Raw genomic sequence first — 17,773 nt, forward strand, 5'->3', positions numbered from 1 at the left:
GTCACGGCCGCAACACCGCCGATCCCGGCCACCCTGCGGCTCATCCACGGGCCGACCGACGATCCACTCCGACCAGCCGCAGTACCGTCAGCCGACGCCATGAAACCGCCGACCGGCGCCGCAACACCACCAGCCCGCGCCGCAACACCACCAGCCGACGCCGCGACGCCGCCGCCGCTGACAGGGACGGGGACGCGGACGAGATCCAGACCGGAACCGGAACCAGCCCGGCCATCGGCACCGGCCTCGGTAGACGGCGACAAGGGACCACGGCCGGCCCCGATTACGCCGTCGACGCAGGGCATGACCCCGCGTGCTGAGATCGTCACGCAGCTGACCGGAGAGGTGCCGGTCGATGGACTGCCGGATGTCGGCCAGCTGTTCGACCGTTACGGCGCGGAGCTGCGGCACTACTGCGCGAGCCGGGTCGGGGCCGGTCTCGCCGAGGACATCGTCGCCGAGACGTTCCTCATCGCGTACCAGCGCCGCGACCGGCTGCACGACGGGCCGGTGCGGGCGTGGCTGTACGGGATCGCCTCCAACCTCCTGCGCCGCCACCGGCGCACCGAGACCCGCGCGCTGCGGACGCTCGCCCGGACCGGGCAGGACCCGCTGGTGCCCGACGTCGCCGACCGCGCCATTGCCCGGGCCGACGCCTCAACAGCGCGAAGAGACCTGGCGGGGGTACTGGCCCGGCTGCCGGCCCGCCAGCGCGACGTCCTCCTGCTCTACGCCCTGGCCGACCTCGACTACGACACCATCGCGCGCACGCTCGGGATCCCGCTCGGGTCCGTGCAGTCCGCGCTGTTCCGGGCGCGGACAAAACTCCGCGCCGCGCTCACCGGCGGCCCGCTGCGCCCGGCGCCGGCCCGCATCATGCCCAGTGCCGAGGGGGAGCTGTGATGATCGACGACATCGACGTGCACGAGTTGCGTGCGCTGACCGAGCCGCGGACCGCGTCGTCGCCCGAGGACCTGGCTACGCTCCGGCGCCGGGTCGTCACCGGCGTCAACGGGGCCGTCTCCGCCCGGCCACCACGGACCCGCCGCGCGTGGCTCGCCCCCGTCGCGACCGCCGCCGCCGCGCTCGCCGTCGTCACCGCGGTGGCGGTGGCGGTGAACCCGGGCGGCGGTGCCAACCAGCCGGGGCTGATCGTGGCGGGCACGGTGGCACTCGGCCGGCCGGTCGACCCGGCCGGCGCGCTGGCCGAGCTGGAGCGGGCCGCCGCCGGGACCAGGCCGGTCAAGGCCGCCCCGACCGATCAGCTGCACCAGCACATTGAGATCACCGGCCTGTCCGTCGGCGGTCCGAGTGCGAGCCCCGCGTCACGGCAGGTGCTCGACGTCTGGTTCGAGGTCCAGGGCCTGATCACCCTCAGACGGCTCGACGGCAACGGCACCGACTCGCTGAACGCCGACGGCAAGCAACGCACCGCGCAGGAGCGGGCCGACTTCGCCGCGAACGGGGCCGGGCCGGACCATCCCACGCCGGAGTGGCTGGGCGGGCTGTCCAGCAACCCGGACGTACTCATGCGGGAGCTCGGCTTTGTCGCGCCCACCGATGCGGCGGCGGCCGAGGCCCTGTGGAGCCAGGTGACCGGGTTCATGGTCCGGGTCGATCCGCTCCTGCCCAGCGGCGTGCGGGCCGCGCTGCTGAAGATGCTCGCCCGCACCGCCCGCTACGCCTTCGGGCACGAGGTCACGCTCGGCGGGCAGCGGCTGCTCGGCGTCGGGAGCCTGGGCGGCGGTACCGGCCGGCTCGTGCTGTTCGACCCGCGGACGGCCCGCGTCGTCGGGCGCGCGTTCCTGTCCGGCGGCCCGAGCCTCACGAGCCCGTCGCCGGCGGGCAGCTTCTCACCTGGGCCGGTCGTGACCCTCTCGGCGGGGCCGATCGTGACGGGGTCGGCGTGGCCGAGCGGTTCGGTAGTGCCGAGCGGTTCAGCGATGTCGAGCGGCTCGGTGGCGCCGAGCGGTTCGGCGGTGCCGAGCGGCTCGATGGGGCCGAGCGGTCCGCCCGGGCCGAGCGCCGGCGTGTCGAGTGTGCCGCCGCGGAGCTCGGGCACCTACAGCTACGGTCCAGGCCGTCAGTCGATGTCGATCCAGATGCAGTACCTGTACACGTACGAGGTCATCGCTTCCTGACCAGCAGCTGCACCCCACGGGCTTCATTGCCGTTCATGGTCGTGACGGTGAGCTCCTCCTCGCGCACAGTATCGAAGTCCTGGAGGAGCCCGCGCAGGTAGGGCCGATCGTGGTGGCGGCAGACAGCACCGTCACTCGTGGTGAAGACCCCGTCCGCGTCGTAGCGGGCGGGGTCGCCGTGCCGGAGCAGGTCGCTCACGTACAGCAGACCGCCCGGGCGCAGCACCCGCCCGGCCTCGGCGACAAGCGCCCGCTGGTCCTCGCGCCCCGGGACGCAGGTGAGGACCGCGAACAGCAGCACCACGTCCACCGACCCCGTCTCGACCGGCACGTACGGTGGCTGCCGGATCAGCGTGAACGTCAGGTCCGGGCGCAGTGCCCGCCCGCGTTCGAGCAGCGCGGCCGAGATGTCGGCCCCGGCGACGTCGCTGAACCCGGCGTCGGCGAGCGCGGCCATGGTGCGGCCGTACCCGCACCCGTAATCGAACACCCGCGCCCCCGCCGGCAGCCACTCGATCCGCAGCGGATGCGTGAACGTCTTGGTGGCCCCGGGGCCGTTCCAGTAGTCGGCACTCACGGCAGCAGGCTCCTCACAAATACGCGGAGGCCCTCACGGTAGATGTCCCGGACGGCGCTGCGGGGCCAGTCGTCACCGATCGCAGCCAGGTTCGACAGCTCCGCTGCCGGCCACGCGAACCGGCCGGACACCGTCGAGGACATCCGTCTCCACCGTCGTCGGCGGGCCGGCCGGCAGAGCGGGCGCGCACCATGACCTCGCCGACGATGTAGCACCAGAGGTGCCGGAAGACGTCGACCGACTCCTGCGCGCCGCAGCCTGCCCGACGCCGGCCTATGCCATCACTCCCCGCTGCCTGAAGCAGGCCTATGCCATCGCTCCTCGCCGCCTGAAGCAGGCCTCCGTCCGGCTCTGTTTCCGTGAGTGGACGGCCGGCCGCAGGACCGCCAGCGCACGCCGGAGCCGGGTCGGTGGCCGCCCGCAGTGGCTGCGCGCCGCAGGCTTCGGTGCGGGGCAGGAGCAGCTTGCGGGCGTGCATGATGCCACAACTATCTGTCCGCACTCATACGAACATTCCTCACGCGCTCGGCGCCATCCTAGCCACCGCGGGCATGTCGACGCTTGTCTTCGAGGTTGGGCGGACGGATCGTCATCCGTGGACGTCCCCGGTCACGCTCACCACACTCGCTGGAACGGCGGTCCTGCCCGACAGGTCGTCGGGTCGCCACCCACGGCGTCGCGACCCACGGCGTCGGCACCCGTGGCGTCGCCGCCCACGAGACGGGCACCGCATCGGGGGTGCTGAACGGCTCCCGGCGGCCCGGCGCGTCCCCGGGCTGGCCCGCACTCGGCACCGCGGCTGGTGAGCGCACCGGCACCGCCACGACCCCGGCGGCGCTCAATGCCAGCTCCGCGCTCGGTTTCACGCTGGGTGCCCTCCTCCTCACCGCAGCCGCAGTGCTCGCGGTGCTCGTCCTTCGCCGTATCGATGCCCTCGCGGCCGCTCCGGAGCCCACCGCGGTCGCCCCGGAGCCGCTACCCTGTCCGGCATGTACCGACCTGGCCGGATCGCGATGACAGTGAGTGGAGGCATCGTACTCTCAGTGAGCCTCATCCCGTGGTTCTGGACCGCCACCGCAGTGGGCGACAAGGTCGGCGAGCACACGGAGTACGACACCGCGAACGCCTGGCAGGCGTCGACTTGGTGGGCGATTGCCGTGGGGCTGGCGGTGGTCGCGGCCGTCGCCGCCGCCGCCCGCTCCGACCGACGCTGGGTGACCGACCCAGCACTCGCTGCAACCGCGGTGGCGCTGGGCATTGTCGTCTGGCAGTGGCAGGGCATCCCGGGCCTGCACGACCAGACGAGTGCGCACGGCGGCCTCGGCTGGTTCGCCGCCGGCCCCGACGACCCGGAGGTCGGCGAGATCGTTCGGGACAACCTGGTGCGGGTCGACATCGACGGCCTCTACCAGGACGTCACCTGGGGCCTCTACCTCGGGATCGCGGCCCTGGCCGGGCAGTGCCTCATCCTCGCCGTGCGCACCCTGCCCAGCCGCCGTCCCGACCGCCCCGACGGCGCGCCATCACACCCACGCACCGACTGACCGGCGCGGCGCTCACGTCACCGACGGCGCGGAATGGGTCACGTTGGCGGGTTATCGCACCCGACGACGCACAGCCGCACCTACGCACCCGACGACCGACCCCGCGCTCACGTCGCGGACTCACGTCGCGGGCGATGCGGCGCTCACGTCGCGGGCGGTGCCGAGCGGTCACGTTCACGGCGTAGCGCACCGACAGCGCGCAACCACACGCACGCACCGGCTGAACGGAGCGGCGCTCACGTCACCGGCGGTGCGGAGCGGTCGCGGTCGCGGCGTAGCGCCACGGCCGCGATGCCTCCGATCGGGATGAGGATCCAGGTGGAGAGCACGCGATAGGTCAGGACCGCCGCCGTCGCCCCGGCCACCGTGGCCCCGGCGGTCGTCAGCCCGGCCACGAGCGCGGTCTCGACGACGCCGACCCCGCCCGGCGTCAGCGGCACCTGCCGTACGATCTGCACGCTCAGGTAGATCCCGGCCATCGCGGCCACCCCGACCGGCAGATGCAGCGCCTCGGCCACCGCGACCAGGCAGAGGAGGTCGGTCAGCCACTTCGCCGTCGCGTACACGAGCGCAAACACCCAGTCACCGGCCCGCAGTTCGGCCCCGGCGCGCCAGGCGTCGCGACCCGCGCGCAGCACGGACTGTAACGCCACCGTCACCCGCTTGCCGGTGTCTTTCGCTGGGCCGGTGGCGGCCGGGCGGCGGGCAAGGCGACGGCCGACCAGGATGGCGGCGACGGTCACGGCGGTCATGCCCGCGACCACGGCGAGTGGCCGCCAGGTCAGCAGATCGTCCGACGAGCGGGTCAGCAGCGCCAGGCCGCCGCCCGCGAACAGCAGGCCCAGTCCCCCGATCGAGGCCAGCCCGGACACGATCGCCGAGGCCGCGGACGCCTCCCGGGTCGCGCCCCCGCGCTGGTACTCACGGATCGTGAACGCCGTGGACACCGCCGGACCGGCCGGCATGGAGATCGACAGCGCGGTCCCGGCGAGCGTGATGGCCATGATGTGGCCACGCGTGAGGTGGGCGCCGAGGCTGTTGAGCAGGCGCCGCTGCTGCAGTGCGAACGCCTCGATCGACACCGCCTGCAGGACCGCGGCCAGCAGGATCCAGCCGTAGTTCGCACCGGCCAGCGCCCCGAGGATGTCCTGCGGCGCCGGGAGCCGCCCACGCAGGCCGATTACGGAGAGCGCCAGGACGATTACGCCGACCACCGCGAGTCGCACCCACCGGCGGCGCCGGCGCGGCACGGCCGGTGGCGCGAGCTCGGGCGAGGGCGCGGACATGCGTCCGATCATCCCAAACCCGCCCGCGCGCGTCCGCACCTCGACGGCGTGGTAGGCGTCTCAACCCGCTGATCAGCGAATTACCGGATTGCCGACATACGGCAAACGCAATCCAGCAATCCAGCACCGGCCGACCCAGCGATCCAACGCCGACCGCCCCAGCAATCCAACGCCGGCCGCCCCAACGATCGGGCACCGCCGACTCAGCAATCCGGCACCGGCCGGCGCGGACGTGACCCGGCAATGCAGCACCGACCGACCCAGCGATCAGGCACCGCCGACTCAGCAATCCGGCACCGGCCGGCGCGGACGTGACCCGGCAATGCAGCACCGACCGACCCAGCGATCAGGCACCGCCGACCCGGCAATCCGGCACCGGCCGGCGCGGCAATCCGGCACGAGCCGGAACAGCACTCCGACGCCGACCCAGCAAGACGGCACCGGCCAGCGCGGCGATCAGGCGTCGTCGGGCCCAGCGATCCGGTCCGGCCGCCGCGGCGATCGAGCATCGTCGGGCCAAGCGAATCCGCACCGGCCGGTGCGGAATCCGGCTTAGGCCGGTGCGGAATCCGGCTCAGGCCGGTGCGAATCTGGCTCAGGCCGGTGCAAAATACGGCTCCGGCCGGGCCGGCGGTCCGGTCCGGCGGGTTTCGTCAGACGGCTTTCGCGACCAACACGTGACGGCCGGTTGCTGTCCGGTTGGAAAAGATCCGATATCGATGTGTACCGTGCTGGCGGTGGACGTGAGCGAACCCGGCGGCGAGGCCCAGGTTCTGGGCGGGCGATACCGCCTCGACGACATCCTCGGTGTCGGCGGCATGTCGGTGGTGTGGCAGGCACACGACGGTGTCCTCGGCCGCGCGGTCGCGGTCAAGCTGCTCTCCGGCCGGTACGCGGCCGACGAGCGCTCCCGGCGCCGCATCCGCAAGGAGGCGCGGGCCGCGGCCGCCCTCTCGCACCCGAACGTCGCCCAGGTGTATGACTTCGGCGAGGCGGAGGAGGACGGCGCCCCGGTCCCCTACGTGGTGATGGAGCTCGTCCCCGGCCCCACCCTGGCCCAGCGGATGAAGTCCGGGCCGGTCCTGCCGTCCGAGGCCCTGACCGTCTGCGCCGAGATCGCCGCCGGCCTGGCCGCCGCGCACGCCATCGACCTGGTCCACCTCGACGTCAAGCCGGCGAACGTCATCCTCGCCCCGTCCGGCGCCAAACTCGTCGACTTCGGCATCGCCGCCGCGGCGGGCCCCATCGCGCTGAACGACACCGACGCGTCCGGGCGCCCGCTGTTCGGCACCCCGCATTACCTGGCCCCGGAGCGGCTGACCGCGGAAGGGCCGGTCACGCCCGCCTCGGACGTGTACTCCCTGGGCGTCCTGCTCTTCAAACTGCTTGCCGGCACCCTCCCGTGGCCCGTCGACGGCGAGGGCGGGATCTTCGACGCCCACCTCAACCGCGTGGCCGCGCCCCTCCCGCCCATTGCCGGGGTGCCGCCCGAGGTCGGCGAGGTGGTCCGCCGCTGCCTGGCCAAGCATCCCGGCTCGCGCCCGACGGCCGAGGAGGTGGCCACGGCCCTCGGCGCCACCCCGCTGGTGCACCGCCAGCCGTCCCGCCTGCGCCGGGCCCTGGTCGTGACCGCTGCCGCCGTCGGCGGGGGCACCGCCGCCACGGTCCTGGCCTGGGCGCTGGCCACTGCCCCCGGCAACCACGCCGCCCAGCCCGAGGCCGGCTCCCGCCCGAGCGCCGACGGCACCGCCGCCGCCAACCCGACGGGCGCGGCGGCCCAGCCGGCCGCCACCGGCACCGTCACGGTGGCCCCGGGCCCGGGCGGCGGCACCCCGCCGACCGGCCTGTCCCCCGTCCTGCCCGCCGGCAACCCGACCACGACAACGGCCGCCCCGGGCCCGACCGCCACGACGGCCACCACCCGGGCCGCCGACCCGACGACGACAGCGCCGCCGGCGGGCGGCTCGGGGACGCAGACGTTCAGCTCCGAGGGCGGCACCGTCACGGCCGAGTGCACGGCCGACGACCAGGCCCACGTCACGTCCTCGTCCCCGACGCGGCCGTACAAGGTCGACGACCAGCAGCCCGGCCCGGCCTCCTCGGCCACCGTCACCTTCCGCCACGGCAACACCCGGGTGACGGTCACCGTCACCTGCAGCAACGGCACCCCGACCGCGGCCACCACCGGCTGACCGGCGCGCCGCCCACCGTCAGGCGTGGCCGGGCGGATCGGTGATCGGCAGGGCGATGAGGGTGAAGCGGCTGGTCAGGTCGGGGAGGATGGTTCGCAGCGCGGCGACCGTCTGGGGGCCGGCGCCGTCGTGGAGGAGGACTATCGAGCCCGGTCGGGTGTTCGTCAGGACGTTGTGGATGATCGACTGGACGCCGGGGCCGCGCCAGTCCTGGGGGTCCACGGTCCAGTAGATCGAGGTCATGCCCATGCCCGCGGCCATGTTCACCACGTGCGGGGCGAAGTTGCCGCCGGGGGCGCGGTAGTAGCAGATCGGGGCGCCGGGAACGGCCGCGTGGATGGCGTCGTTGGTGCGCTGGAGCTCGCTGCGGATGCGCTCGGCGGGGCGGCTCGGGAGCATCTCGTCGTGGGTCCAGGTGTGGTTGCACAGGGTGTGTCCCTCGGCGACCATGCGCTGCACCAGGGCGGCGCGCGCGGCGACCTGGTGGCCGACCATGCAGAACGTCGCTTTGACGTGGTACTGGGCCAGCAGATCCAGCACCGCCGGCGTGTCGTCCCACGGGCCGTCGTCGAAGGTCAGCGCGACAGCCGACGAGCCGGTGGTCCGCAGCGAGCCGGCCGGGCCGGTGCCGGGGGTCGCGGCGGGTGCCGGGGCCGAGGCGGAGGCCGACGCAGCGGGTGCCGAGGAAGGCGACGGTGACGAGGCGGACGCGGTGTCGTGGCGGACGGCCAGCGGGACCGAGCTGAGCGCACCCGCCGGGCGCGACGCCACCCCGCTGCTGCCGCCGAGCGCCAGCACCAGGACGGCCAACGCGAATACGGCTGTGCGGCGCCAGGGCACGGATGAACTCCACGGTAGGTGTCGCGCGAAATCGCCGCCACTCTACAAGAGGTTCAGCCCACGCCGGTGGCCGGGCGCCCGCCGCCCCGCGGGTCGCCCAGGAGTTCGGCGAACAGGGCCCGGTAGTGCATGAGCGCCTGGCGCAGCTGCTCCGTGGAGGCCAGGCCGCGCTCGTTGTACCGGCTGATCTCGTGGGCCTCGCGGTAGTGACCGATGGTCTGCGCGTGCTCGACGCTCAGGTCCTCGGCGCGGGTGTCGAAGTCCTCGACGGGGTAGCCGCGATCGACCATGACCCGGGTGACGAGCTCGTCGGCCTCGCGGGTGGCGGCGCGCGGGGCCTCGGCGAAGTGGGCCTGCGTCTGCTGCCACTCGGCGGCGTACTGCTCGCGCTGGTTCGGGTCGAGCTCCCGCAGCGTCAGCTCGTCGTGGCGCTGCTCGCGATGCCGGAGGTTGCGTTCGGCCTTGCGCCGGTTGGGCTGCTCCGTGATCGTCCGGTCGTACTCGGGGCCGAACCGCTGCCGCAGTGCCTGCGTGCGGCGGTGCCGGGCCACCGCCGTCGCCACCGCGGCGACGACGACCAGCACGATGACGATGGCGGCGAGGGTGGTGGCGGTGGTCGACATACCACCGACGCTAACCACCCGGGGTCAGGCCGGGCCTCACCCGGGATGGTGGGCCGCGGTCTGCGGGGGCACGGCCGGCCCGCGGACCGGGCCCAGACCGACGTCGGGACGCCCGCGCCGACGATGACGATCCGGGGCGCGCCGCCTCAGCGGCTCCCGAGCGCCTGCACCAGCTCGGCCTTGGTCATCGCGGAGCGGCCCCGGATGTTGCGGCGCTTCGCCTCGGCGTAGAGCTCGTCGCGGGAGCGGTCGACCGTCGGGCGGCTGCGCACCGACTTGGTGGCGGTGCGCGGCTTGTCGGAGGACTTCATGGTGCGCGTCGGCTTGCCGAGCTCCCGCCAGCTGGTCTCGGTCATCTCCACGCCGTGCCGTTTCGCGGCCCGCTTGATGCGCTTGAACGCCTCGTCGCGCTCCGCGTCGCTGGCGTCGCGGACCTGGTCGAAGCGGGCGATCGCGTTGCGCACGTGGGAGGCGTCGTTGAGCGGCTCCTTGCGCAGCCGCGGGAAGGCGAAGGTGCGGTCGGACATCGCGTTGCGCTCGGCGGCGTCAAGGGTGCCGGAGCGCTTCCTGGTTGCTGCCATATGTCCCGCTTACCCGATGCCGCGGCGACTATTCCGCGGCGGCCACCGCCACCTCGCCCGCGGACGCGGCGATCACCGCCGCCCCGGGCACCGGCCGCCCGGCCCGCCCGGAGGAGGGCCTGAGCGCCGGCGCCCCGTGCATGAGCGCCGGCGAGCGGGCCGGGCTCAGCGGCGGGTGAGCTCCATGACCCAGTTCGACTCCCACGTCGCCCCGCCGTCGGCGGAGAACTCCTGCTCCCAGCGGGCCGAGGTCGCGGTGATGTGGGACCAGATGAAGTGGGCGCGGATGGGGCGCCCGGCGAAGGTGTCGTCGCCGTAGAAGTCGCCGCGGCCGTCGCGGAAGGTGCCGACGACCGGCGGCTCCAGGGTGCCGGTGCGGCTGGAGGCCCAGAAGATCGACCACGTCGACCGGTCCCTGTCGAACAGGCGCACGGTGAAGCCGCTGAAGCCCTGGGTCGGGAAGTCGATCTCGTCGATGTTGCCGGTGCCGCCGAGGATCGGGCGGGCCGTGCACGCGCCGGGGAACGAGTACCAGTCGTCGCTCCCCGCGAACAGCGTGCGCAGCCGGCGGTTCTCGACGTGCCAGGAGCCGAACAGAAAGTCGAAGTCGTTCATGCGCTAGAGCCTGCGACGGTACCCCTGACATCTTCTGTCAGACTCTGCCGGTGCGTGCGAGCCGGCTGGTGTCCCTCCTGCTGCTGTTGCAGAACCACGGCCGGATGAGCGCGGCCCGGCTGGCGGCGGAGCTGGGGGTCACCGCGCGGACGGTCTACCGGGACGTCGACGCCCTCGCGGCGGCCGGTGTGCCGATCTACGCCGAGCAGGGTCCGGCGGGCGGATACGCGCTGATGGACGGGTACCGGACGAGGTTGACGGGCCTGACCGCCGACGAGGCCGAGTCGCTGTTCCTGACCGGTCTGCGCGGCCCGGCGGGCGAGCTCGGCCTCGGCGCGCAGGTGGCCGCGGCCGAGCTGAAGCTGATGGCCGCCCTGCCGACGCCGTACCGCGACGCCTCCCTGCGCATCCGCCAGCGCTTCCACCTCGACGCGCCCGGCTGGTACAGCGCGCCCGAGCCGGTCCCGCACCTGCTCGCCGTGGCCGAGGCGCTGTGGCAGGACCGGCGCATCGAGATCCGGTACCGCCGCTGGTTCCCCGCCCCCGGCGAGGTGACCCGCCGCCTGCGCCCGCTGGGCCTGGTCCTGAAGGCCGGCGTCTGGTATCTGATCGCGGCGGGCCAGGGCGACCCGCACACGTACCGGGTCGCCGCCATCCGCACCGTGCGCACCCTGCCCGACACGTTCACCCGCCCGCCCGGCTTCGACCTCGCGGCGCACTGGCGCGAGCAGGTCTCCCGGTATGAGAGCGCCTCGGAAACGGCGACCGCGCTCGTGCGGCTCTCCCCCGCGGGCGCCGCCGCCCTGCCGGACGTCCTCGGCCCGCGCGCCGCCCGCCTGGCCCAAGCCACGATGACCGAGCCCATGGCGGACGGCTGGCGGGAGGCGTCCGTCCCCCTGGAGTCACTGGCCAACGCGGCCGCGGGGCTGCTGCGCCTCGGCCCCGAGGTCCGGGTCGTGGCGCCGCCGGAGCTTGTCGCCCACATGGTCGCGACGATCGCGGCGATGGCCGCGCTCTACGCCTGAGCGCGGCGCCGGACTGCGTAGAGGTGCCCGGCGACGGCCGCGGCGAGCAGCGCGATCCCGAGGCCGTCGACGGCCACGGGGACGATGGCGTCGAGGGCCTGCAGCGCCTGGTGCCGGTCGGTCGCACTCGCCGCCTGCGACACCGAGTAGAACCGCTGCTGGCCCGGCAGCGCCTCGGCCGGTGTGGCGAGCGCGAAGCCGATGCGCACCACGACGGCCGTCCACAGCAGCCAGCACCACGGCGGCAGCGCCCGCAGCCCGTAGACGACCCCGGCCGCCCCCAGCACCGTCACCAGCCAGGCCAGGCGGTGCACCTGGTAGCCGGCGGCCGCCGCGTCGAACACGTCGCCGACAGTGGGCCCGGCCTCGACCCGGCCGCGGGCCGCGGCGAGGGCGGCGAGCTCCCCGGCTCCGGCGGCGAGCATCAGGACGGCCGCCACGGCCGGCACCGCATCGGCCGCCGGCACCGCCGGGAGGAGTCGCACGCGACGGATTCTAGAGCGGCCGCCGCCGGGCGTCCGGCCCGGTGCGCGGCCGGGTCCGGGGCGGTGCACCCACGGCTGTCGCGCTCAGGCGAACTTGGCGATCGCGGCGGGCGTCACCGGGGTGAAGACGTTCACCAGGTTGCCGTCGGGGTCGCGCAGCAGCAGGGAGCGGTTGCCCCACGGCATGGTCGTCGGCTCCTGCACGACGTCCGGGCCGCCGGCGGGCGCCGCGCCGGTCAGCCGCCGGAACACCGCGTCCACGTCGGCGGCCAGAAACTCCACGATCACCGAGCCGTTCGGGGCCGGGGTCAGGAACGGCACGGTCCGGGCGTGGGCGATCGCGATGGTGCCGCGGGGCGTGCGGATCTCGGCGAAGTCGGCTGTCGGCCGGACCGCGTCGGTCTGCGCCAGGGTCGCGTAGAAGGCGGCAAGACGGTCGACGTCGACGGTGATCAGGCGAATCGAGATGAAGTCCATGCCGTCGACGCTAAATCGAATACTGGACAGATTCCGCCCGGTATACATGAGCAATGTCGAGACCCGCCGCGCGCGTGCTGATGCTGCTGGAGCTGCTGCAGTCCGGCGGGCTGCGCACCCTGGCCGAGCTGGCCGACCGGCTCGGCGTCGACGAGCGGACCGTGCGGCGCTACGTCGAGCACCTCATCGACCTGGACATCCCGGTCGAGTCCGTGCGGGGGCGCTACGGCGGATACCGGCTCGGCCCCGGGTATCGGATGCCGCCGCTCATGCTCAGCGACGACGAGGCCCTGGCCGTGCTGCTGGGCCTGGTCGCGGCCACGCGCAGCGGGCTGCTCGACGCCGGCGCCACCGCGAGCGAGACGGCCCTGGCCAAGATCCGCCGGGTGCTGCCGGGCCACCTCGCCCGCCGCCTCGACACCGTCCTCGCCTCGCTGACCTTCACGGCGCCACCGGCCACGGCTCCAGCACAATCGGACAAACCGGACCGGGGCCGATCCGACGCAGGCCGATCCGACCGGGGCGAATCCAGCTCCGTGCCGGCACTCGCCGACCCGCCGGCCGCACACCCCTCAGCCTCCGCGGCCACCGGCGCCGTGCTGCTCACGATCGCCGACGCGGTCCACCACCACCGGCCCGTCGCCCTGCGGTACTCGGGCCGCGACGGGCGGACAAGCGCCCGCACCGTGCACCCGTACGGCCTCGTCGTCCACGCCGGCCGCTGGTACGTGACGGCCGTGGAGCCGGCCATCGGCGAGGAGCGCACGTTCCGGCTCGACCGCATCGCCGACGCCCGGACGCTGCCCGGCACGTTCGCGCCGCCCGCCGGGTCCGACCCCGCCGACCGGGTGCTGCGGGGGCTGGCCGGGGCGCCGTACCGGTATCGGGTGACGGTCTGGATCCAGGCGACGGAGGCGCACATCCGCACGCGGCTGCCCGCCGGCCTGGCCACGATCGCGGCGGAGGCGGCCGGCGGGTGGCGGCGGGCGGACCTGAACGTGGAGCGGCTCGACTGGCTGCCGGGCCTGCTCGCCACGCTGGACCGGCCGTTCGCCGTGGAGCGCCCGGACGAGCTGCGCGAGCACGTCGCCGCCCTCGCCGACCGCCTGCGGGCCGCGGCCGCCGCCCGGCCGCCCGATAGCCGGGGACCGGCGATCCCCGGCTGAGCCTGACCTGGTTGCCCGGCGCCGCCTGGATGACGCTGCGGTGATGAACATCAGCGGCAACACCGTCTTCATCCCCGGCGCGACCTCCGGCATCGGCCTCGGGCTCGCCCTGCGCCTGCACGCCAGGGGCAACACCGTCATCGCCGGCGGCCGGCGCACCGAGCTCCTGGCCCGCATCCGCACCGAGCACCCCGGCATCGCCACGGTCGCCGTCGACACCGCGGACCCGGCGTCGATCGCCGCCGCCCGCGACGAGTTGGCCGAGCGCTACCCGGCCCTTGACACGCTCATCACGATGGCCGGCATCATGGAGCCCGAAGACGTGCGCGACCCGGCCGCCCTCGACGTCGCGGAGCGGACCGTGACCGTCAACCTGCTCGGCCCGGTCCGGCTCATCAGCGCGTTCCTGCCCGGCCTGCTGGCCCGGCCGGAGGCGACGATCATGACGGTGACGTCCGGCCTGGCCTATGTCCCGCTGCCGTTGACCCCGACGTACAGCGCGACGAAGGCGGCCGTCCACTCCTACACGGAGAGCCTGCGGGTCCAGCTGTCCGGCAGCACCGTCCAGGTCGTCGAGCTCGTCCCGCCGGCGGTGCGCACCACCCTCATGCACCAGCAGGACGATCCGCACGCGATGGCGCTTGACGAGTACCTCGACGAGGTCATGGCGCTTCTGGAGGCCGACCCGAAGGCCGAGCAGATCCTGGTCGAGCGGGTGAAGTTCCTGCGCAACGCCGTCGCGGAAGGCCGCTACCGGGAGGTCCTCGCCGTGCTGAGCGGCTACGGGGCCTAGGGCACCACCACGAGGCGGCGGCCCTGCAGGTCGGTCCGCCGCCAGGCGGCCTCGATGTCGCCGAGCGCCACCCGCTCCAGCGCGAAGCGCAGCTCGCCGGAGCGGGCCCAGGCGAGGACCTGCGCGTAGGCCTCGCCGATCCGGTCGCGCAGGCCGCGGGCCGCGCCGCACAGCTCGACGCCGGAGGTGCGCAGCGCTTCCGCGCGCAGGCCGAGCGCCGGGCCCGCGGACTCGCCGGCCTGCACCATCCGGGTCGGCTTGTGGAAGCCGAACGAGTCGGGGGTCAGCGCGCGCAGCAGGATCTCGGTCGGGCGGCCCCAGAGGTAGTCCAGGACGACGTCGTAGCCGTCACCGCGCGCGTCCCGGTACGCCGCCACCAGCTCGTCGTCGGACACGGCGGTGCTGATGACCGTGTCCGCGCCCAGCTCGGCGACCGCGGCCAGCTGCGCGTCGTCGCGGCCGGTGGCGACGATGCGCCCCGCGCCGAGCAGGCGGGCGACCTGGACGGCCAGCCGGCCGGCCACCCCCGTGGCGCCCTGGATGAGCACCGTCTCACCCGGCGCCAGGCCGCCCGCCGTCTGCATCGCCATGCCGGTGATCGCGCTGCCGAGCACCGTGGCCGTGGCCGGGTCGAACCCGTCGGGGATCGGGGCATAGCCGTCGGCCGGCACGACCGCCAGCTCGGCGAGCGCGCCGTAGGGCGGCCGCAGGTTGCCGAACCCGACGAGCCGCCCGTCCGGCAGCTCCCCGATCCCGTCGAAGCACGGGATCATCGGCAGCGTCGCGAGGTAGCGCGCCGCCGTGTAGTGCGTGCCGGCCACGATCGCCCGGTCGACGTTCTCGACGGCCACGGCCCTGACCTTGACCACGATCTCCCCGTCGCGGGCGACCGGGTCCGGGAACTCCTGGAACCGGGGCGTGCCGCCGACCTCGTGCAGTACCGCCGCGTGCATCCTCACTCCTAACGTACGGTGTACGTCGAACGCTAGACGTACACCGTACGTCTCGTCAAGGCGCGTGATCCCGCGGCGACGGGGTAGAGGGGCCGACCATGGAGACCTCGGCCACGTTCATCGGCACGGCGACAGTCCTGCTGCGGCTCGGCGCGTTCACGCTGCTCACCGACCCCAACTTCCTGCACCGCGGGCAGCGGGCCTACCTGGGGCACGGGCTGTGGAGCCGGCGGCTCACCGAGCCCGCGCTCGGCCCGGCCGACCTGCCGCGGCTCGACGGGATCGTGCTGTCGCACCTGCACGGCGACCACTTCGACCGGGTGGCCCGCCGTCACCTGCCGCGCGACGTCCCCGTGCTCACGACCGTCCCGGCGGCCCGCCGGCTGCGCAAATGGCACTTCGACGACGCCGTCGGCCTGCGAGCCTGGGATGACGTCGTACTGCACCACGCCGCCGAGACCCTGAGGGTGACGTCGGTCCCGGCGCGGCACGGGCCGACCGGGCCGCATCTGGCGATGCCGACCACGATGGGGTCGATCCTGGACTGGGAGGTCGACGGCGTCCGCCGGCTGCGGCTGTACATCAGCGGCGACACCCGGTTCAACCGGCACGTCCTGCGCGACATCCCGAGCCGCTTCCCCGGCGTCGACACGATGCTGCTGCACCTCGGCGGCACCCGCGTCCTCGGCCTGCTGGTGACGATGGACGCCCGCGACGGCCTGCAGCTGGCGAACCTCATCCGGCCCCGGCGGATCATCCCGATCCACTACGACGACTACGGCGTGTTCCGCGACCCGCTGTCGAACTTCCTCGCGGCGGACGTCACCGCCCGCACCGACGCCGCGGTGACGCCGATCCTGCGCGGGGAGACGGTCGACCTCGCCCCGGCCGGCCGGGTGGCCGGCTCGGCCCCGATCACCGCCACCTGACGGCGGCGCGGCCGCTGCGGGTGGTGAGATCACCACAGCGGCCGCGGACCCGGCGCCGCCGCGGCTCGGCCCCGTCCGGCCCGGCCTACGCGCTGCGGCGGTCCCGGGCCAGGCGCTCGAGGGCCGGCAGGGCGGCCGCGATACTGGCCTCGTCCTCGGCGCTGAGGTCCTCCAGGAGCGCGGCCAGATGGGCGGCGCGCACCTCGCGGCGGCGCTGGAGCAGGTCGATGCCGGCCTGGGTGACCTCGACCAGGACGACCCGGCGGTCGGAGGGGTCGTCGGCCCGCCGGGCCAGGCCCTCACGTTCGAGGCGCTGCACGAGCTGCGTCATGGCCGGCTGGGTGACTCCCTCGGCCGCGGCGAGGTCGGTGAGCTTGCGCGGACCCTCCTGCTGCAGCCGCCAGATCGTGGACGCCGCGGTCAGGCTGATGTCGTTGGGCGGATTGCCCTGCCGCAGCACGCTGAAGACCCGCTCGACCGCGACCGTCAGGCGCGCGGGGTCCAGAGTCGAGCCGATTGCCGCCATACCGTCGCGCACCGCCATACCTCGATTGGACCACGCCGGGGTCACGCGGAGTCCAACAGCTCCCGGACCTCGTGCTCGCTGCCGGCCGTCTCCCCGTCCTCGTAGGCCTCCACGATCCGCGGGTCCACGTACGAGGCCCGCGCCACAGCCGGCGTGTTGCCGAGCTTCTCCGCGACCTGCTTCATCGCCCCGGCCACCGCCTTCTTCCGCTTCGTCTCGGTCGGCTGCGGGCCGGCCTCGTCCAGGGCCAGCGCGGCGGTGACGGTGCCGTGCCAGGTGCGGAAGTCCTTGGCCGACATCTGCTCGCCGGTGACCTCCCGGAGGTACTCGTTGATCTCCCCCGCCGTCACCTCGTGCCAGCGCTTCACGGCCGGGTCCCAGTATGCGAACAGCCGGTTGTGCCCCCGGCGCCGCTTGCGCAGCTCGCGCAGCACGGCGCAGATCTCCCCGTCGTCGACCCCGGAGGCGTGCTCGATGCCGGACTTGCCGGTGAACTCGAGCAGCACGCAGCCGCCACTGCACCGCACGTGGTCCGGGCGCAGGGTGGACAGCCCGAAGGACGGGTCCTCGGCGCGGTCGGCCGACTCGGCCCCGCCGACCCGGAACATGCCGAGGTCCAGCAGCCCGGCGATGGCGGCCAGGACCCGGTCCCGGCTCAGGCCGCGGCCGTGGGTGAGGTCGTGGCGGACCCGGTCGCGCATCCCCGGCAGTCGCTCGGCGACCTCGAGGACGTGGTCGAACTTGACCCGGTCCTGCTGCTCGCGCCACCGGGGGTGGTAGAGGTACTGCCGCCGCCCGGCCGCGTCGGTGCCGACGGCCTGGATGTGCCCCCGCGCGTCGGGGCTGATCCAGACGTCCTTCCAGGCCGGCGGGATGACCAGCGCCTTGATCCGCTCGACGGCGTCGGCGTCCCGCAGCGGCTTCCCGTCGGTGTCCAGGTACGCGAAGCCGCGACCGGACCCGCGCCGGCCGAAACCCTGTTTGTCCAGCTGACTACGCCGCAGTCGCATGGCGTCGCCG

General features: G+C 74.2%; 20 protein-coding genes. 9 read left to right on the top strand and 11 right to left on the bottom strand.

The annotated features are described in order from the left end of the window. Positions 1-303 precede the first annotated feature (303 nt). Both Dvina_RS28490 and Dvina_RS28495 read left to right on the top strand, forming a co-directional pair. Complete coding sequence (locus tag Dvina_RS28490) at positions 304-903, top strand: RNA polymerase sigma factor (RefSeq protein ID WP_223092410.1); 600 nt, start codon at positions 304-306, stop codon at positions 901-903. Further along, a complete protein-coding gene (locus Dvina_RS28495) occupies positions 903-2,141 on the top strand; it encodes a hypothetical protein (RefSeq protein ID WP_223092411.1) in 1,239 nt (412 codons plus the stop codon). The genes Dvina_RS28490 and Dvina_RS28495 overlap by 1 nt, the downstream gene beginning before the upstream one ends. Here the strand turns inward: Dvina_RS28495 and Dvina_RS28500 are convergent. Next, positions 2,128-2,718: a class I SAM-dependent methyltransferase gene (locus tag Dvina_RS28500; RefSeq protein ID WP_223092412.1), complete on the bottom strand. Its 591-nt coding sequence runs from the start codon at positions 2,716-2,718 to the stop codon at positions 2,128-2,130. The two genes, Dvina_RS28495 and Dvina_RS28500, sit on opposite strands and share 14 nt — an antisense overlap. Before the next feature lie 1,043 nt (positions 2,719-3,761). Here Dvina_RS28500 and Dvina_RS28505 point away from each other — a divergent pair. Next, positions 3,762-4,262, top strand: coding sequence for a hypothetical protein (locus Dvina_RS28505; protein WP_223092413.1), 501 nt, complete (start codon positions 3,762-3,764; stop codon positions 4,260-4,262). 236 nt (positions 4,263-4,498) lie between these two features. Here Dvina_RS28505 and Dvina_RS28510 read toward each other — a convergent pair whose 3' ends face one another. After that, entirely contained in the window at positions 4,499-5,548 is a 1,050-nt protein-coding gene (locus tag Dvina_RS28510) for a lysylphosphatidylglycerol synthase transmembrane domain-containing protein (protein ID WP_223092414.1), read from the bottom strand. A 737-nt stretch (positions 5,549-6,285) separates the two neighbouring features. On the opposite strand from Dvina_RS28510, the gene Dvina_RS28515 reads away from it, so the two are divergent. Further along, complete coding sequence (locus Dvina_RS28515) at positions 6,286-7,740, top strand: serine/threonine-protein kinase (protein WP_223092415.1); 1,455 nt, start codon at positions 6,286-6,288, stop codon at positions 7,738-7,740. Between the two features lie 18 nt (positions 7,741-7,758). Here the strand turns inward: Dvina_RS28515 and Dvina_RS28520 are convergent, their stop codons facing one another. From Dvina_RS28520 to Dvina_RS28530, 3 genes are all read right to left on the bottom strand, one after another. Continuing rightward, positions 7,759-8,580: a polysaccharide deacetylase family protein gene (locus tag Dvina_RS28520; protein WP_223092416.1), complete on the bottom strand. Its 822-nt coding sequence runs from the start codon at positions 8,578-8,580 to the stop codon at positions 7,759-7,761. Between the two features lie 53 nt (positions 8,581-8,633). Next, positions 8,634-9,203 (bottom strand): hypothetical protein, encoded by a 570-nt coding sequence (locus tag Dvina_RS28525; protein WP_223092417.1) that lies wholly within the window; start codon positions 9,201-9,203, stop codon positions 8,634-8,636. 146 nt (positions 9,204-9,349) lie between these two features. Next, entirely contained in the window at positions 9,350-9,784 is a 435-nt protein-coding gene (locus Dvina_RS28530) for a DUF6582 domain-containing protein (protein ID WP_223092418.1), read from the bottom strand. Here Dvina_RS28530 and Dvina_RS28535 point away from each other — a divergent pair. Then, positions 9,775-9,963, top strand: coding sequence for a hypothetical protein (locus tag Dvina_RS28535; protein ID WP_223092419.1), 189 nt, complete (start codon positions 9,775-9,777; stop codon positions 9,961-9,963). The genes Dvina_RS28530 and Dvina_RS28535 overlap by 10 nt on opposite strands. Here Dvina_RS28535 and Dvina_RS28540 read toward each other — a convergent pair. Continuing rightward, on the bottom strand, positions 9,950-10,399 hold the full coding sequence (locus tag Dvina_RS28540) for a hypothetical protein (protein ID WP_223092420.1): 450 nt from the start codon (positions 10,397-10,399) through the stop codon (positions 9,950-9,952). The two genes, Dvina_RS28535 and Dvina_RS28540, sit on opposite strands and share 14 nt — an antisense overlap. Positions 10,400-10,449: 50 nt before the next feature. On the opposite strand from Dvina_RS28540, the gene Dvina_RS28545 reads away from it, so the two are divergent. Continuing rightward, on the top strand, positions 10,450-11,424 hold the full coding sequence (locus Dvina_RS28545) for a helix-turn-helix transcriptional regulator (protein ID WP_223092421.1): 975 nt from the start codon (positions 10,450-10,452) through the stop codon (positions 11,422-11,424). Here Dvina_RS28545 and Dvina_RS28550 read toward each other — a convergent pair. Then, positions 11,415-11,909 (bottom strand): hypothetical protein, encoded by a 495-nt coding sequence (locus Dvina_RS28550; RefSeq protein WP_223092422.1) that lies wholly within the window; start codon positions 11,907-11,909, stop codon positions 11,415-11,417. The genes Dvina_RS28545 and Dvina_RS28550 overlap by 10 nt on opposite strands. Positions 11,910-11,993: 84 nt before the next feature. After that, positions 11,994-12,386, bottom strand: a complete 393-nt coding sequence (locus Dvina_RS28555; RefSeq protein WP_223092423.1) for a VOC family protein — start codon at positions 12,384-12,386, stop codon at positions 11,994-11,996. A gap of 53 nt (positions 12,387-12,439) precedes the next feature. Between Dvina_RS28555 and Dvina_RS28560 the strand changes: the two genes are divergently transcribed. Continuing rightward, complete coding sequence (locus tag Dvina_RS28560; protein ID WP_223092424.1) at positions 12,440-13,552, top strand: helix-turn-helix transcriptional regulator; 1,113 nt, start codon at positions 12,440-12,442, stop codon at positions 13,550-13,552. Positions 13,553-13,595: 43 nt separating this feature from the next. Beyond that, complete coding sequence (locus Dvina_RS28565) at positions 13,596-14,345, top strand: SDR family oxidoreductase (protein ID WP_223092425.1); 750 nt, start codon at positions 13,596-13,598, stop codon at positions 14,343-14,345. Here the strand turns inward: Dvina_RS28565 and Dvina_RS28570 are convergent. Further along, complete coding sequence (locus Dvina_RS28570) at positions 14,342-15,298, bottom strand: quinone oxidoreductase family protein (protein WP_223092426.1); 957 nt, start codon at positions 15,296-15,298, stop codon at positions 14,342-14,344. The two genes, Dvina_RS28565 and Dvina_RS28570, sit on opposite strands and share 4 nt — an antisense overlap. 98 nt (positions 15,299-15,396) lie before the next feature. Between Dvina_RS28570 and Dvina_RS28575 the strand changes: the two genes are divergently transcribed. Continuing rightward, on the top strand, positions 15,397-16,227 hold the full coding sequence (locus tag Dvina_RS28575; RefSeq protein ID WP_223092427.1) for an MBL fold metallo-hydrolase: 831 nt from the start codon (positions 15,397-15,399) through the stop codon (positions 16,225-16,227). Between the two features lie 85 nt (positions 16,228-16,312). Here Dvina_RS28575 and Dvina_RS28580 read toward each other — a convergent pair whose 3' ends face one another. Both Dvina_RS28580 and Dvina_RS28585 read right to left on the bottom strand, forming a co-directional pair. Then, positions 16,313-16,771, bottom strand: coding sequence for a MarR family winged helix-turn-helix transcriptional regulator (locus Dvina_RS28580; RefSeq protein WP_246655378.1), 459 nt, complete (start codon positions 16,769-16,771; stop codon positions 16,313-16,315). Between the two features lie 23 nt (positions 16,772-16,794). Next, positions 16,795-17,763: a DNA topoisomerase IB gene (locus tag Dvina_RS28585; RefSeq protein WP_223092428.1), complete on the bottom strand. Its 969-nt coding sequence runs from the start codon at positions 17,761-17,763 to the stop codon at positions 16,795-16,797. Between the last annotated feature and the right edge of the window lie 10 nt (positions 17,764-17,773).

The sequence above is a fragment of the Dactylosporangium vinaceum genome (assembly GCF_019904175.1).
GTDB lineage: Bacteria > Actinomycetota > Actinomycetes > Mycobacteriales > Micromonosporaceae > Dactylosporangium > Dactylosporangium vinaceum.

What these genes read in the sequence shown, in the direction of transcription:
- Dvina_RS28570 (WP_223092426.1), bottom strand. Translation starts at nt 15,298, where the DNA reads ATGCACGCGGCGGTACTGCACGAGGTCGGCGGCACGCCCCGGTTCCAG.
- Dvina_RS28585 (WP_223092428.1), bottom strand. Translation starts at nt 17,763, where the DNA reads ATGCGACTGCGGCGTAGTCAGCTGGACAAACAGGGTTTCGGCCGGCGC.
- Dvina_RS28565 (WP_223092425.1), top strand. Translation starts at nt 13,596, where the DNA reads ATGAACATCAGCGGCAACACCGTCTTCATCCCCGGCGCGACCTCCGGC.
- Dvina_RS28530 (WP_223092418.1), bottom strand. Translation starts at nt 9,784, where the DNA reads ATGGCAGCAACCAGGAAGCGCTCCGGCACCCTTGACGCCGCCGAGCGC.
- Dvina_RS28510 (WP_223092414.1), bottom strand. Translation starts at nt 5,548, where the DNA reads ATGTCCGCGCCCTCGCCCGAGCTCGCGCCACCGGCCGTGCCGCGCCGG.
- Dvina_RS28525 (WP_223092417.1), bottom strand. Translation starts at nt 9,203, where the DNA reads ATGTCGACCACCGCCACCACCCTCGCCGCCATCGTCATCGTGCTGGTC.
- Dvina_RS28495 (WP_223092411.1), top strand. Translation starts at nt 903, where the DNA reads ATGATCGACGACATCGACGTGCACGAGTTGCGTGCGCTGACCGAGCCG.
- Dvina_RS28560 (WP_223092424.1), top strand. Translation starts at nt 12,440, where the DNA reads ATGTCGAGACCCGCCGCGCGCGTGCTGATGCTGCTGGAGCTGCTGCAG.
- Dvina_RS28540 (WP_223092420.1), bottom strand. Translation starts at nt 10,399, where the DNA reads ATGAACGACTTCGACTTTCTGTTCGGCTCCTGGCACGTCGAGAACCGC.
- Dvina_RS28555 (WP_223092423.1), bottom strand. Translation starts at nt 12,386, where the DNA reads ATGGACTTCATCTCGATTCGCCTGATCACCGTCGACGTCGACCGTCTT.
- Dvina_RS28575 (WP_223092427.1), top strand. Translation starts at nt 15,397, where the DNA reads ATGGAGACCTCGGCCACGTTCATCGGCACGGCGACAGTCCTGCTGCGG.
- Dvina_RS28490 (WP_223092410.1), top strand. Translation starts at nt 304, where the DNA reads ATGACCCCGCGTGCTGAGATCGTCACGCAGCTGACCGGAGAGGTGCCG.
- Dvina_RS28580 (WP_246655378.1), bottom strand. Translation starts at nt 16,771, where the DNA reads ATGGCGGTGCGCGACGGTATGGCGGCAATCGGCTCGACTCTGGACCCC.